15 protein-coding genes are annotated in these 13,067 nt (G+C 63.7%); 8 read left to right on the top strand and 7 right to left on the bottom strand.

The window, feature by feature from the left end:
- Positions 1–245 precede the first annotated feature (245 nt).
- Together IVA75_RS14375 and IVA75_RS14370 are read left to right on the top strand one after the other, a co-directional pair.
- On the top strand, positions 246–1,223 hold the full coding sequence (locus IVA75_RS14375; protein WP_247290988.1) for a magnesium transporter CorA family protein: 978 nt from the start codon (positions 246–248) through the stop codon (positions 1,221–1,223).
- A 186-nt stretch (positions 1,224–1,409) separates the two neighbouring features.
- Positions 1,410–1,628: a hypothetical protein gene (locus tag IVA75_RS14370; protein WP_247290985.1), complete on the top strand. Its 219-nt coding sequence runs from the start codon at positions 1,410–1,412 to the stop codon at positions 1,626–1,628.
- Positions 1,629–1,749: 121 nt separating this feature from the next.
- On the opposite strand, the gene IVA75_RS14365 is transcribed toward IVA75_RS14370, so the two are convergent.
- Entirely contained in the window at positions 1,750–2,502 is a 753-nt protein-coding gene (locus IVA75_RS14365) for an SDR family oxidoreductase (RefSeq protein WP_007607375.1), read from the bottom strand.
- A 72-nt stretch (positions 2,503–2,574) separates the two neighbouring features.
- Positions 2,575–3,216: a pyridoxamine 5'-phosphate oxidase gene (pdxH, locus tag IVA75_RS14360; protein ID WP_247290983.1), complete on the bottom strand. Its 642-nt coding sequence runs from the start codon at positions 3,214–3,216 to the stop codon at positions 2,575–2,577.
- Between the two features lie 113 nt (positions 3,217–3,329).
- Here pdxH and IVA75_RS14355 point away from each other — a divergent pair, with 113 nt between their 5' ends.
- Together IVA75_RS14355 and IVA75_RS14350 are read left to right on the top strand one after the other, a co-directional pair.
- Positions 3,330–3,731, top strand: coding sequence for an RT0821/Lpp0805 family surface protein (locus IVA75_RS14355; protein WP_247290981.1), 402 nt, complete (start codon positions 3,330–3,332; stop codon positions 3,729–3,731).
- Between the two features lie 109 nt (positions 3,732–3,840).
- On the top strand, positions 3,841–4,806 hold the full coding sequence (locus tag IVA75_RS14350; RefSeq protein ID WP_027568708.1) for a J domain-containing protein: 966 nt from the start codon (positions 3,841–3,843) through the stop codon (positions 4,804–4,806).
- A 329-nt stretch (positions 4,807–5,135) separates the two neighbouring features.
- Here IVA75_RS14350 and IVA75_RS14345 read toward each other — a convergent pair whose 3' ends face one another.
- Both IVA75_RS14345 and IVA75_RS14340 read right to left on the bottom strand, forming a co-directional pair.
- The gene (locus IVA75_RS14345; protein ID WP_027568709.1) at positions 5,136–5,906 is read right to left on the bottom strand and encodes an anti-sigma factor; all 771 of its coding nucleotides are present in this window, start codon (positions 5,904–5,906) and stop codon (positions 5,136–5,138) included.
- Positions 5,907–6,012: 106 nt separating this feature from the next.
- Positions 6,013–6,501: a sigma-70 family RNA polymerase sigma factor gene (locus IVA75_RS14340; RefSeq protein ID WP_007594679.1), complete on the bottom strand. Its 489-nt coding sequence runs from the start codon at positions 6,499–6,501 to the stop codon at positions 6,013–6,015.
- Positions 6,502–6,674: 173 nt separating this feature from the next.
- On the opposite strand from IVA75_RS14340, the gene fabI reads away from it, so the two are divergent.
- The 4 genes from fabI to IVA75_RS14320 all read left to right on the top strand — a co-directional run bounded on the left by fabI (position 6,675) and on the right by IVA75_RS14320 (position 10,552).
- Positions 6,675–7,490 (top strand): enoyl-ACP reductase FabI, encoded by an 816-nt coding sequence (gene fabI, locus IVA75_RS14335; protein WP_027568710.1) that lies wholly within the window; start codon positions 6,675–6,677, stop codon positions 7,488–7,490.
- Between the two features lie 14 nt (positions 7,491–7,504).
- Positions 7,505–8,104 carry a histidine phosphatase family protein gene (locus IVA75_RS14330; RefSeq protein ID WP_247290979.1) on the top strand — a complete coding sequence of 200 codons (600 nt, stop codon included), beginning with the start codon at positions 7,505–7,507 and terminating at the stop codon, positions 8,102–8,104.
- An 88-nt stretch (positions 8,105–8,192) separates the two neighbouring features.
- Positions 8,193–9,281: a chorismate synthase gene (gene aroC, locus IVA75_RS14325; RefSeq protein ID WP_247290978.1), complete on the top strand. Its 1,089-nt coding sequence runs from the start codon at positions 8,193–8,195 to the stop codon at positions 9,279–9,281.
- Positions 9,282–9,361: 80 nt separating this feature from the next.
- Complete coding sequence (locus IVA75_RS14320) at positions 9,362–10,552, top strand: adenylate/guanylate cyclase domain-containing protein (protein ID WP_247290976.1); 1,191 nt, start codon at positions 9,362–9,364, stop codon at positions 10,550–10,552.
- Between the two features lie 44 nt (positions 10,553–10,596).
- Here the strand turns inward: IVA75_RS14320 and IVA75_RS14315 are convergent, their stop codons facing one another.
- The 3 genes from IVA75_RS14315 to clpS form a co-directional block, all read right to left on the bottom strand.
- Entirely contained in the window at positions 10,597–11,766 is a 1,170-nt protein-coding gene (locus IVA75_RS14315; RefSeq protein ID WP_247290974.1) for an HWE histidine kinase domain-containing protein, read from the bottom strand.
- A 61-nt stretch (positions 11,767–11,827) separates the two neighbouring features.
- Complete coding sequence (locus tag IVA75_RS14310; RefSeq protein ID WP_247290972.1) at positions 11,828–12,079, bottom strand: hypothetical protein; 252 nt, start codon at positions 12,077–12,079, stop codon at positions 11,828–11,830.
- Between the two features lie 552 nt (positions 12,080–12,631).
- Entirely contained in the window at positions 12,632–12,937 is a 306-nt protein-coding gene (gene clpS, locus IVA75_RS14305; protein ID WP_027568716.1) for an ATP-dependent Clp protease adapter ClpS, read from the bottom strand.
- Positions 12,938–13,067: the final 130 nt, after the last annotated feature.

Raw genomic sequence — 13,067 nt, 5'->3', positions numbered from 1 at the left:
CCACAATTCCAGCCTTTCGAAGCTTCTCCCGCGCTGCAAGACCTTACCTGTGGCTTTTCTGCCGCAAGTTTTGCGCGCCAGAGTCGGTTTCTAGGCAAAACGGTCGTAAGTGTCGATTCCGTGCCACAGTTGGGCCACGGCGTCGCCACAAATGCAAACGCTCCGTTAATGTGCTTGTCATCATCAACTTGTCAGAATCGCGCTAAGGGCTGTCAGTCTGTCGCAGGCCCCTGCTGGAGTTGTGCATGTTTTCTGTGTTCGTTCCCTCCGAGTCCTCCCTCAAGAAGGCCATCGTCGAGGATCTCGCGGCAGTCCCGGAGCATGCGGTCTGGATCGACCTCGTCAACCCGACCGCGGCCGAGGACAAAGCCGTCGAGAGGCTCTCGGGGATTGCGATCCCGACCCGGGAAGACATGCAGGAGATCGAGATCTCCAGCCGCCTCTATATGGAGAACGGCGCGCGCTACATGACCGCGACGCTGATGTGCCACTCCGACACCGATATGCCCCGGACCACGGCGGTGACCTTCATTCTCGGCGACCACCGCCTGGTAACGGTGCGCTATGACCAGCCCAAGCCCTTTGCGCTGGTCGAGGCCAAGCTGGCGCGTTCCTGCACGCCGGCCATCACCGGCGAGATGGTGCTGATGGAGTTGCTCGATGCCGTGATCGACCGCTGCGCCGACATCCTGGAGCGCTGCGGCGCCGAGATCGATCAGGTCTCGCATGACATCTTCGAGCCGGAGAGCGAGCGCCACGGTCACGCCAAGCAATATTCGCAAATCCTGATCTCGATCGGCCGCAAGGGCGATCTAACCTCCAAGGTTCGCGAGAGCCTGGTCTCGATCGGCCGCGTCGTCGCCTTCCTCTCGGCGGTGGTGGAGGGCGTGAAATGGTCGAAGGACATGCGTGAGCAGCTCAAGACCATGCAGCGCGACGTCGTCTCGCTGACCGACCACGCCTCCTACCTCTCCAGCAAGATCACCTTCGTGCTCGACGCCATGCTCGGCGTCGTCAATCTCGAGCAGAACAACATCATCAAGCTGTTTTCGGTCATGGCGGTCGTCCTGATGCCGCCGACGCTGATCGCCTCGATCTACGGCATGAACTTCAAGTCGATGCCGGAACTCGAATGGGCGCACGGTTATCCGTTCGCGCTGGTCTTGATGCTGATCGCGGCGATCGTTCCGTACTGGATCTTCAAGTGGAAGAAGTGGCTGTAATAGCTACCGAGACCTTACGCCGGATGCAGAGACACGGTGTCTGGTGTCGCAGAATAGAGCGGGATTGCGGCCGCACGGCGATGTGTGCTCGCCGTCCCAATTCCTCCGGTAAAATTTGAGCGGTGGGCTGAACGTTTGCGCGAAACTTGTCTGCGATAAGGAGCAGGTAAGCCGCGAGGAACAGCCATGGTTGAAAAACACATAACTTCGCCCCGCAACGTCATCGATCTGGCGAACTACCGCCAGGTCCTGGCGAGCGGCAAGGCGTCGTCGATGTCGGCACGCATGTGCCGGCACTGTGGTGCTCCGCTGCTCGATGGCGAGAACGACGACGATTGCTCGACTGCAATCAGCACGGCCGCTCCGCAGCCACGCGAGAGGTCACGTCGGATTCGACTCGATTGAGGAACGGAAGCTAAGGGCGATCCAGGTCTTGCGGCGGCGTTGTCTGGATCGCCTTGCTTCCCCGGCGTTGTTTCCAACATCTCATTGCGAGGAGCGCTTGCGATCGCAATGACGAGGTAGCCTACACGTGCTGGCCGCCGTTGATGTGGATCTCGGCGCCGTTGACGTAAGAACTGGTGTCCGTGCACAGCACGTAGATGATCTTGGCGACCTCGTCGGGCGTGCCGAGCCGGTGCATCGGGATCTGCTGGTCGACGATCTTCTCGGTGCCCGGCGACAGGATCGAGGTGTCGATCTCGCCGGGTGCGATCGCGTTGACGCGCACGCCGACGCGGCCGAAATCGGAGGCCATCTCGCGCGTCAGGGATGCGAGCGCGGCCTTCGAGGTGGCGTAGGCCGCGCCCGCGAAGGGATGCACGCGCGAGCCCGCGATCGAGGTGACGTTCACGACAGAGCCCTTGGCCGTCTTCAGTTCCTCGATCAGTCCGCGCGCCATCATGATCGGGGCGAAGAAGTTGACGTTGAACACGTGCGTCCAGGTGTCGAGGTCGGTGTCGATCGAGCCGAGCCTGGAGCCGCCGGCGCCCTTCGGTGAGATCGCGGCGTTGTTGACCAGCGCATGCAGCATTCCGCCTTCGAGCCGGTCGCGGATGTCGGAGATCGCGCGGGTGGTATCGGCGGGGGTGGCAAGATCGACCTGGATATGGTCCTCAGGGCCTGCGTCCCACGGACAATCCTCCGGGAACGGATGTCGCGAGCAGGTGATCACGCGCCAGCCGGCCGAGGAGAAACGGATCACGGTGGCATGGCCGATGCCGCGGCTAGCCCCGGTCAGGAGCAGCGTGCGGCGCGGCGCATTGGAAGGCTGCGGCATGAAGGTCTTTCAGGTTGGAGCATGATCCGGACCCGGAGGGGCTTTCCGAAAGGATCATGCTCGAACAAAACACTAAGGATACATCCGCGTCTTGGACCATTTCTGGCCGGCCGCGTCACGGCGAAATTCGATGCGGTCGTGCAGGCGGAATGGGCGGTCGTGCCAGAACTCGATACGCGCCGGCGTGATACGCCAGCCGCTCCAGCCCGGCGGACGCGGCACCTCGCCGATGACGTGCTTGGCGGCGACCTTGGCGATCGCCTGCTCGAAGGCGAAGCGGCTCTCGAGCTCTTGCGACTGCTTGCTCGCCCAGGCGCCGATCTGCGCCTGCTTTGGCCGGGTGGCGAAATAGGCGTCGGCCTCGGCCTCGGTCACCGGCGTCACGTTGCCGCGGATGCGGACCTGACGGCGCAGCGACTTCCAGTGAAAAAGTAACGCGGCCTTAGGATTTGCGGTGAGTTCGCGGCCCTTCTGGCTGGCGATGTGGCTGTAGAAGACGAAACCATCGGTATCGAAGCCCTTCATCAGCACCATTCGCACGTCCGGCAGGCCGTCGGCATCGACGGTGGCGAGCGCCATGGCGTTCGGATCGTTCGGCTCGCTCTTGATGGCTTCGTTCAGCCAGGCCTCGAACAGCGCAAAGGGCTCGTCGGCGGCGGTGAAATCACCGGATGTTAAGGGTGTCTGGTGTTTCATCGAGGTCGTGTCGGTCATGTCTGGGGTCCGAGTTGCGTCCTGCGGTCCAAAACGCGTCGTTGTCTGCTACCGCCCTATATAGGGTATGGGGACGCGTTGGCCTATCGGCGATCCGGCCGTCCGGCTTCGTCATGACGATCATTCTGATCGGGCTCGGCGCCGGCGGCTGCAGCTTTTCCCGCAACGACAAAAGTGCCTACGCCAAGGCCGACGACAGCGACCTCACCGGCTCGATCGCGATGCCGGCCAAGGCGCCGACCGACACCGATCTCGCCTTCGCCCGCAACGCTGCCTCCGACGTCCTCAGCAAGAACGACAAGGATTCCAGCCAGCATTGGGAGAATCCGGAAACCGGGGCGCGCGGTTCGGTCACGCCGATCGCGCAATCCTATGCCGCTGAAGACGGCCGCAAGTGCCGCGACTTCCTGGCGAGCTACGTCAACGGCAGCACCGAAAGCTGGCTCCAGGGTGCGGGCTGCCAAAGCAGCCGTGGCAGTTGGGAGATTCATACGCTAAAGCCGTGGCGGAGCTAGGAATCGCTTCACCAGGCTAGTTGCAAAAATACCACTCGCCCCCCACATGAGGCTCAAGTGGGGCGGGGAGCCCTTTGAACAATTCGATTTCTTGAAGGAGACGTGACGGATGCGCGACCCCTATGAGGTCTTGGGGGTGCCGCGGAGCGCCAACGCTGCCGCGATCAAGAGCGCCTATCGCAAGCTTGCCAAGAAGCACCATCCCGACAGCAACAAGAACGACCCGAAGGCGGCCGAGCGCTTCGCTGAGCTCAATACGGCCAACGAGATCCTCGGCGACGAGGACAAGCGCAAGCAATTTGACCGCGGCGAGATCGACGCCGACGGCAAGCCGCGCTTCCAAGGGTTTCCGGGCGGCGGCGGTGGGCCGCGCGGGCGCGCGGGTCCCGGCGGGTTCGAGAGCTATACGTTCCGCGGCGGCGGCGCGGGCCCTGGTCCGGGCGGCGGCGCGTTCGAGGACATCCTCAACAGCATGTTCGGCGGTGGGCCGCGTCCGCGGCCCGGGGCCGGCGGCGGTGCCCAGTTCGAATTCGACACCGGCGGGATCGGGCTCGATCTCGACGTTAATGTCGCCATGACCGTCTCGCTGGAGGAGGCGGTCAAGGGCGGCGAGAAGCGCGTTCGGCTGCCGAATGGCAAGGAACTCAACGTCAAGATTCCGGCCGGCGTCACCGAGGGCCAGCAGATCCGGTTGCGGGGACAGGGCGAGAGCGCTCAGGGCCATCCGCCGGGCGATCTCCTGATCACGATCGGCATCGCCCAGCATCCGTTCTTCAAGATCGAGGGCGCCGATCTCAGGATCGACCTGCCGGTCACGCTTTACGAGGCGGTGCTTGGCGGCAAGGTCCGCGTGCCCACCCTCGGCAATGCCGTGGAACTGTCGGTCCCGCAAAACACCTCCAGCGGCCGGACCTTCCGCCTTAAGGGCAAGGGACTGCCAAAAGCTGGCGGAACCGGGGATCTCTTCGTCACCATCAGGATTATGTTACCGGACGGGAACGACGCCGAGCTTGAAGCATTGATGGAGAAGTGGCGGGACCAGCACCCCTACAATCCGCGTAGCGGGCTTGGTTAAGCGTGATCCGGAAAGTGTGAAGGGGTTCTCCTAAAGACTGAGAGCGTCGTCCATCGAGATGATGCTCATCATATGCCCGAGGCGTGGTAGCCCTTCTTGGCTCACGTGCTCGACGTGTCGGCTGTCCGGCGGGGCAGCCGATAAAAAGGTGCGGCCTCGAGAGGGGGACCAGCGCGGTACCAAAAACCCCAATCGAGGCCGCCCGCGTCGATCGGCGGATCGAACGCTGCTCATTTTCGCGTGATCATCCGGTGCGATAATGAGACGCGCCGATGTCTTCATTCCAAATTTTCAATGTCGGAATCGAGGCACCGCGTTTGCGTGGTTGTCTAGGTGCCGCTTTTCTCTGCCTGGTCGTAGACCGCCTGCGCCACTTTGGTCAGCCGATCCCGGTCGCCGCCACCGCTGACGACGTAGCCGACGCCGCGCTCCGACCAGAACAGCGCCCCGTCCTTGTCCGTTCTGGCGTAGCGCATCTGCGTCGCGCCATTCTCGGTCTTGGCGGTGTAGATCGTGTACCGCTCGCCCGAGGCGCCCTCATACATCAGGAACGACGCCGGCCCGTTCGGCCCCGGCAAAAGCCGGCCACCGACGAGCTTCAGTCCACTCGCCTCCAGGTTCGGTGCAAACACGGTCCAACCGCAGCGCCTGGTCAGCCAGGCCTGGAGGTGGTCGCGCTCGTTGCCGCCGACCTCGACTGGATGGCGAACCTCGACGACATAGAGGCGGTGGGCGTCGAGCGCGTCAGTCGTAAAACTCTGGAAGGTCGACGGCGCGTTGGCGGCGCCATGTCCCAGCCAGCCGGCGGCGCCGCCGGCGACGAAGGCCACCAGCACGGCCGCGGCTGCGCCATAGAGCCAGTGCCGCGGGCGGCGCTCCAGCCGTTCGAGCTCGAGCCGCGCCGGCACCGGCTCCTGGGCGACCGAATCGTAGCGGGCGTGCAGCATCTCGGCCATGGCGCGCCAGGACTGCACGCGCTCGCCATCCTCAGGCTGCGCGGCAAGCCAGGCCTCGACGTCGGCGCGGCGTTCGGCCGGCAGCTCGCCGTCGACATAGGCGTGCAGTTCGTCCTCGGTCACTGGGATCTTGCGGTCGTTCATATCGATCGTCTCTGGCTCTGCGGCCCAAAATGTTCTTCGTGGTTCAACTGCGCCGCTTCCCATGCCATGCATGAGAAACGACCGGCGCGATGCATCAATCCTGCCATCATTTCACCCGCCTGAGCGCCGGGCGCTCACCCTCCAGCGAGGCTTTGACGTGGGCGCGGGCGCGTGCCAGGCGCGACATCACGGTGCCGATCGGCACGCCCTGGATGTCGGCGACCTCGCGGTAGCTCATGCCCTCCAGCATCACCAGGAGCAGCACCGAGCGTTGCTCCTCGACGAGCGTCGCCAGCGCCCTCTCGATATCGCGCCCTTCGGCTTCGGTCCCGCTGGCATCCGGATTGTTCTCCGTCAGCTGCATGAATTGCGGTCGCCGTGCCAGCGAGCGCCGCCGGTTCTTGTTGAGGTTGGTCAGGATCGTATAGAGCCAGCTCCTGACGTCGCCCCCGAGAAACAGGCGCTCCGAACGCAGCGCCCGCACCAGCGTATCCTGCACCAGATCGTCGGCCGCATCCGCCTCGCGCGTGAGCGCGCGGGCGTAGCGGCGCAATGCCGGGATCATGGCTTCAACGCTTTGGCGAAACGCACTCATTGCGGTCTTGACGTCCTGATGTTCGGCGCGAGCGCCACAACGATCATAACACCCGAGCGGAACGGCTATTCCGGCGCTTGAAACAGCGTTAACGCCGCGTATTAGGACTGTACCGCAACGGAGGGCTGGTGTACCTCCAAACCTCACCGGGAGCTCGACGGGACGTTAGCAAAATGGCGCAGAATTCAGGTCTGATGCAGGGCAAGCGGGGCGTGGTCCTCGGCGTTGCCAACAACCGCTCGATCGCCTGGGGCATTGCCAAGGCATGCCACGCGGCCGGCGCCGAGCTTGCCTTCACCTACCAGGGCGATGCGCTGAAGAAGCGCGTCGAGCCGCTCGCCGCCGAGATCGGCGGGCTCGTGCTCGGCCATTGCGACGTCACCGATGCCGCAACCATCGATGCGGCCTTCGCGGTGCTGAAGGAGAAGTGGGGCAAGATCGACTTCCTGGTGCATGCGATCGCCTATGGCGAGCAACTCGACGGCCGCTACGTCGACACCACGCAGGAGAATTTTTCGAAGTCCCTGCTGATCTCCTGCTATTCGTTCACGGCCGTGGCGCAGCGCGCCGAGAAGCTGATGACCGACGGCGGCTCGCTCATCACGCTCAGCTATTACGGCGCCGAGAAGTGGATGCCGCATTACAACGTCATGGGCGTCGCGAAAGCGGCGCTCGAAGCAAGCGTGCGTTATCTCGCCGCCGATCTCGGCGAGAAGAACATCCGCGTCAACGCGATCTCGGCGGGGCCGATCAAGACCCTCGCGGCGTCCGGCATCGGCGATTTCAGATATATCCTGAAGTGGAACGAAGCCAACGCACCGCTGCGGCGCAACGTCTCCACGGAAGACGTCGGCGGCAGCGCTCTGTATTTCCTCTCCGACCTCTCGCGCGGCGTCACCGGCGAGGTGCACCACGTCGATTCCGGCTATCACGTGCTCGGCATGAAGCGCCCGGACGCGCCGGACATTTCGTTCGGCGGGAAGGACTAACTTTTCAGCCAGCAATGCCCGTGCCCACTATCTATTATCTGCGCCACGGCGAGACCGAGTGGAACGCGCTCGGGAGGCTTCAGGGCATCAAGGACATTCCGCTGAACGCGCGTGGTCGCGGTCAGGCCGTGCAGGCCGGTGGCATTCTCGCCGATCTGTTTAAGCGCGAGGGCCGCGACAAGGCTGCATTACCCTACGTGTCGAGTCCGCTTGGCCGCGCGCGAGAGACCATGGAACTGGCGCGGAGCAAGCTCGAACTGCCGACTGCGGACTATGCGCTCGATGATCGGCTGCGTGAGATCGGCTACGGCACCTGGGAGGGACTGACGCTGGCCGAGAGCGAGGCCTCCGATCCCGACATCTACGCCCGGCGCCTCGCCGACAAATGGACGGTGGGCCCCGCGGGCGGGGAGACCTACGCCGATGTCCAGGTCCGCGTGCGCGCCTGGTACGACCAGCTCCGGACCGACACCGTCGCGGTCGCCCATGGCGGGACCTGCCGGGCCCTGATGGTTTCACTCGGCCTGGAGACGCCGGCGAGCGCCGCCGAACTCTACATCGAGCAGGGCGCCGTCTACGTGTTCCGGGACGGGCGGCTCGAGAAGTTTAGTTAAGCCGGCTCGCCGTCTCCGTGGCGGCTGCGGGTTTGACCCCCGGCGCCCCGCGCGTTACCACACGCGGGAACCGAGCCTGCGAGCAGCGATGTCCTTCAACACCTTCGGCCACATGTTCCGCGTCACGACCTTCGGCGAGAGCCATGGGGTGGCGATTGGCTGCGTGGTCGACGGCTGCCCGCCCATGATCCCGCTCGTCGAAGCCGACATCCAGGGTGATCTTGATCGCCGCCGGCCCGGCCAGTCGCGCTTCACGACCCAGCGTCAGGAGCCGGACCAGGTCAAGATCCTCTCCGGCGTGATGGCGCATCCGGAGACCGGCGTGCAGGTGACGACGGGCACGCCGATCGGGCTCCTGATCGAGAACACCGACCAGCGCTCGAAGGACTATTCCGAGATCAAGGACAAGTTTCGCCCTGGTCATGCCGACTTCACCTATGAAGCGAAGTACGGCCTGCGCGACTATCGCGGCGGCGGCCGCTCGTCGGCGCGCGAGACCGCCACGCGCGTCGCCGCCGGCGCGATCGCGCGAAAGGTGCTGCCCGACGTGAAGGTGCGCGGCGCGCTGGTGCAGATGGGCCCGCACAAGATCGACCGCGCGAAGTGGGACTGGGACGAGATTGCGAAAAATCCGTTCTTCTGTCCCGACAAGGACAAGGCCGCGTTCTTCGAGACCTATCTCGACGGTATCCGCAAGAGCGGCTCCTCGATCGGCGCGGTGATCGAGGTCGTCGCCGAAGGTGTGCCGGCAGGCCTTGGCGCGCCGATCTACGCCAAGCTCGACGCCGAGCTCGCCGCCGCAATGATGAGCATCAATGCGGTGAAGGGCGTCGAGATCGGCGCCGGCTTTGCCGCGGCCGAACTCACCGGCGAAGAGAACGCCGACGAGATGCGCACCGGCAATGACGGCACGCGTTTTCTGTCCAACCACGCCGGCGGCGTGCTGGGCGGCATCTCCACGGGGCAGCCGGTGGTGGTGCGTTTCGCGGTCAAGCCGACCTCGTCGATCCTGCAGCCGCGCCTCACCGTCGATCGCAACGGTGCCGACACCGAGATCATGACCAAGGGCCGCCACGATCCCTGCGTCGGCATCCGCGCCGTCCCCGTCGGCGAAGCCATGATGGCCTGTGTGCTGGCGGATCATTTCCTGCGCGACCGCGGCCAAGTCGGGCGCTAGCGTTGCGCGAGGCGCTTGTACCGCGCCACTAGCCCACCGCGCAGCTTGACGATCCCACAACTTCGTCGGCAAATGCAGCCATGGAAAGCTCCGATCTCCAACGTATCACCAGCTGGCTGATCGACGGCGCCTGGTCGTCCAAGGCCCCGGCCGAGATGACGGCGGAAGCCTGCGAACGGATGGTCGCAGCCGGTCTGCCGCTATGGCGGTTCGGCATCTTCATCCGCACGCTGCATCCCGAAATTTTCGGTCGCAACTTCATCTGGCGGGAGGGCGAGGAGGTCGAGATCGGCACGGTCGATTTCGAGATACTGGCGACGCCGGAATTCGCCAGAAGTCCGCTGCGGGTCGTGTTCGAGCAGGGACTTGAGGTGCGGGGACGCATGGACGATCCCGGCAGCAAGTATTTTCCGTTTCTCGACGACATGCGTGCCGAAGGCGTAACCGACTACGTCGCGATGCCAATGCCGTTTCTCGACGGCTCGGTCCACGCGACGAGCTGGACCACGCGCCATCCAGGCGGCTTCACCGATGACCACATCGCGGCGATTCACGCCATCGTCAAGCCGCTCGCGCGCATCACCGAAATCATCAGCCTGCGCCGCACCGCCGAGATGCTGCTCGACACCTATGTCGGCAATCGTGCCGGCGCGCGCATCCTTGGCGGTCAGATCCGCCGCGGCCACAACGACACCATGCAGGCTGCGATCTGGCTCTCCGATCTGCGCGGCTTCACCGCACTGTCGGACCGGCTGCCGGCCGAGACCGTGGTCGAGATCCTCAACCATTATTTCGACTGCCAGGTCGCCGCGATCCGCGGCCATGGCGGCGAGGTGCTGAAATTCATGGGCGATGGCCTGCTCGCGGTGTTCCCGATCGACGAATATGTCGGCGATGCCGCGCATGTCTGCACGCGGGTGCTGGAGGCGGCGCGCGAATCCCGCGCCAGCGTCGAGGCGCTCGCGTATCCTGTCGGCGACGTCGTCGAGCGCTTCCGTTTCGGCGTGGCGCTCCACGTCGGGAATATCCTCTACGGTAATATCGGTGGCGGCAACCGCCTCGACTTCACCTGCATCGGCCCGGCCGTGAACCTTGCCGCCAGGCTCGAGAAGATAACGGGTCGCCTGGGGCGGACCGTCGTGGCCTCGGAAATGTTCGCCAATGTCTGCCGCCACGACTGGCACGAGCTCGGCGAATTCCCGATCGCGGGCTTTTCAAAGGCGCAGCGCGTGTACGGGCTGACGGAGGAGAGGCCGGTGGCGATGGCCTGAGGTCGTCCTCGGAGGTCCGCCGCCGCCAACCCGGTGAGCAGAATTCAGGCGTTCGACGCCATCACCGACTTCAACGGTACATCCAGCTGATAGACAAATCCGGACGGTTCGTAGGCCAGCCGCACCTGTCCGTTCAGTTGCTGGCCGAGCGACTCGATCATCCGGGTGCCGTAGCTCCGTCGTGTCGGCGGCGCCACCGCAGGGCCGCCGCTTTCGCTCCACTTCAGGCGCAGCCTTTGCTCGGTCTCGTCGACCGTCCATACGATCTCGACATGGCCGGAGGAACTGGACAGCGCGCCGAACTTCGTCGTGTTGGTGCAGAGCTCGTTGAATGTCATCGCGAGCGCTATCACGGCACCGGATGTGATCCTGAGGTCCGGCCCATTGAAATGGAATCGTCGGCCCCCCTGACTGTCATAGGGATCGGTGGCGCCGCTCAGGGTATGAGTGAGGCTCGCATTTGACCAGCTGACCTGTATCAACAGGTCGTGGGCACGCCCTAACGCCAGCAAGCGGCCATCCATGGCTTTTTGGCCTTGCTCCAGACTGATTGCGGTCCGGAAGCTCTGGGCTGCGATTGCGCTCACCGTCGCAAGCGTATTCTTGATGCGATGATGCAGCTCTCCGAGGATGAGCTTTTGCAACTTGTCGGCAGCCTCGCGTTCGTGGGCTTCGATGCCGGCTTGAGCGAGCAGGACCTTGGCGTCGGTGTCGGCCTGTTCCAGCAACAGGCGCAGATTGTCGTTTTCCGCTACCAGAACCGATTCCTGTGGCGATCGAGCAACCTCAAGGTTGTCCCCAGGATCCGTCGTTGTGGTCGGAAGGATTTTTAGCGCGCCCGCTCCGATCATGGTTTGCAACTGCGAGATCATTTCGTCGACGGCGAGCGGCTTGCGAAAGAAGCGGCTGTCGGCCGGCGTTTCGTTTTCAGACGGCTTTACCTGACCGGAAACCAGCACGATCTTGATGGCAGGCCAGCGATCGTGCACCGCGTGGGCCAGCTTCAAGCCGTCCATGGTCCCGGGCATCTGGATGTCGCTGAACAGAAGCGAGATGTCTGACCGCGACTCGAGGATCGCGATGGCTTCGTCGGCGTTGACGGCCTGCACAGGGCAGAAGCCTGCATCCTCCACGATATCGACCGCGCGCATGCGCAGGATCATCTCGTCTTCGACGACGAGAACATTCGGCAAGGAGGTTGGAGGTGTTGACATCTGTGCACGATACTTTCCTGGACATCCGAACAAGCTCGGCCGGCGCTTTGCGATTGTTGGTTTAGCGGCGCGCCGTCACCAAACGAGCTTCATGAACCCTGACATCGGATTCACCTCGGCGCAGACACGACGCTTCGAAGTCCGGCCAGACCTGGCCCAGGCAGTTCCGGGTCACCGGGTGGCTCGCCAGCCGGTCCGCCTTCGCCAAAGCAACGGTTTCGCGCGCTTTCACTTGCGGAGCGAAGCCGGGCAACACCATTACGGACACTCCGAGGAGCGCGAACATCACGAACGCGATAAAAGATTTCATCATGGGGGCTGCTTTGGCTGTTGACCGCCCCGTTTCGTTTGGGGACGCTGTTACAACAACCAAAATGAAATATAGTTCATTTCATACAACTTATATTTGAGGTGTGATTTGCAGGCGGATGCCGCCCTCGGCCCGGATCGTCACTCGACGTGAACAGGCCGCCGACCAGGTTAGCTTGCCACTACCTCGGTGTTTTGGGACCAGGCAGGCTTATCCAGTCATGAATATGCGAGGCCGTTTCGCTCAATCGCGCCGCTCTGAGCAGCGCTTCCCGCTGGACGCCGGGCGGGGCAATCTCTGCGCGACGACGAGCCTCGGCTGCCAATTGGGCAAGGCGATTGCTCAGCGGGATGGTTCTCTTGGTTGTGTCTTGCATAGGACGCTCCGCATTGGGCGGGAGCGCAAAGACTCTCTCAGTCACCGACGGATGCCGTGACGGGCCGGTGATGGCTTACCATGCGCCTGTTGACGGCCAATAGATACATTATTCGGCAGGGCAGATTCGGCGCCGAAATCGAAAGAGGGCGCCAAAGCACCAAAGCCGGACCGGTGCCGCTACTCCTCCGGCTCCGTCGTGAACAGCAGCGGATAGCCCTTCGTGCGGCCGGCATCCGTTGCGCGGGTAGCCTTGGTCTCGGCGACGTCCTTGGTGAAAACGGCGACCACGCAGGCGCCGAGCTTGTGGGCGGTGATCATCACCTTGTAGGCCTGATCCTCGGTCATGCGGAATTCGGCTTTGAGGATCATCGTGACGAATTCGCGGGGCGTAAAGTCGTCGTTGATCAGGATGACCTTGTGCAGCTTCGGTCGCTCGACCTTGGTCTTCGTCCTGGTTTTCGGTTTGGCAACAGTGTCGGCCATCGCTTCTGAAACGCCTTGGTGCAGTTGAGCTTCCAGCCAACCGATCATATTGCAGGACGCCGTCCTTCTCCAAGATGCTAGGCGCGCTTGTCATATGCGGCTCCGGATGAGCAGGAATGCGCCGCTGCGC

It is taken from the genome of Bradyrhizobium sp. 134 (assembly GCF_023074155.1).
GTDB lineage: Bacteria > Pseudomonadota > Alphaproteobacteria > Rhizobiales > Xanthobacteraceae > Bradyrhizobium.
Note: the sequence above shows the minus strand (reverse complement) of the source record. Positions and strands in the feature narration are given on the sequence as shown.

Excerpts from the sequence above, each read along its gene's own strand:
- IVA75_RS14320 (WP_247290976.1), top strand. The coding sequence starts at position 9,362 with ATGGAAAGCTCCGATCTCCAACGTATCACCAGCTGGCTGATCGACGGC.
- fabI (WP_027568710.1), top strand. The coding sequence starts at position 6,675 with ATGGCGCAGAATTCAGGTCTGATGCAGGGCAAGCGGGGCGTGGTCCTC.
- pdxH (WP_247290983.1), bottom strand. The coding sequence starts at position 3,216 with ATGACCGACACGACCTCGATGAAACACCAGACACCCTTAACATCCGGT.
- IVA75_RS14345 (WP_027568709.1), bottom strand. The coding sequence starts at position 5,906 with ATGAACGACCGCAAGATCCCAGTGACCGAGGACGAACTGCACGCCTAT.
- IVA75_RS14355 (WP_247290981.1), top strand. The coding sequence starts at position 3,330 with ATGACGATCATTCTGATCGGGCTCGGCGCCGGCGGCTGCAGCTTTTCC.
- IVA75_RS14340 (WP_007594679.1), bottom strand. The coding sequence starts at position 6,501 with ATGAGTGCGTTTCGCCAAAGCGTTGAAGCCATGATCCCGGCATTGCGC.
- aroC (WP_247290978.1), top strand. The coding sequence starts at position 8,193 with ATGTCCTTCAACACCTTCGGCCACATGTTCCGCGTCACGACCTTCGGC.
- IVA75_RS14310 (WP_247290972.1), bottom strand. The coding sequence starts at position 12,079 with ATGATGAAATCTTTTATCGCGTTCGTGATGTTCGCGCTCCTCGGAGTG.
- IVA75_RS14315 (WP_247290974.1), bottom strand. The coding sequence starts at position 11,766 with ATGTCAACACCTCCAACCTCCTTGCCGAATGTTCTCGTCGTCGAAGAC.
- IVA75_RS14370 (WP_247290985.1), top strand. The coding sequence starts at position 1,410 with ATGGTTGAAAAACACATAACTTCGCCCCGCAACGTCATCGATCTGGCG.
- clpS (WP_027568716.1), bottom strand. The coding sequence starts at position 12,937 with ATGGCCGACACTGTTGCCAAACCGAAAACCAGGACGAAGACCAAGGTC.
- IVA75_RS14330 (WP_247290979.1), top strand. The coding sequence starts at position 7,505 with ATGCCCGTGCCCACTATCTATTATCTGCGCCACGGCGAGACCGAGTGG.
- IVA75_RS14375 (WP_247290988.1), top strand. The coding sequence starts at position 246 with ATGTTTTCTGTGTTCGTTCCCTCCGAGTCCTCCCTCAAGAAGGCCATC.
- IVA75_RS14365 (WP_007607375.1), bottom strand. The coding sequence starts at position 2,502 with ATGCCGCAGCCTTCCAATGCGCCGCGCCGCACGCTGCTCCTGACCGGG.
- IVA75_RS14350 (WP_027568708.1), top strand. The coding sequence starts at position 3,841 with ATGCGCGACCCCTATGAGGTCTTGGGGGTGCCGCGGAGCGCCAACGCT.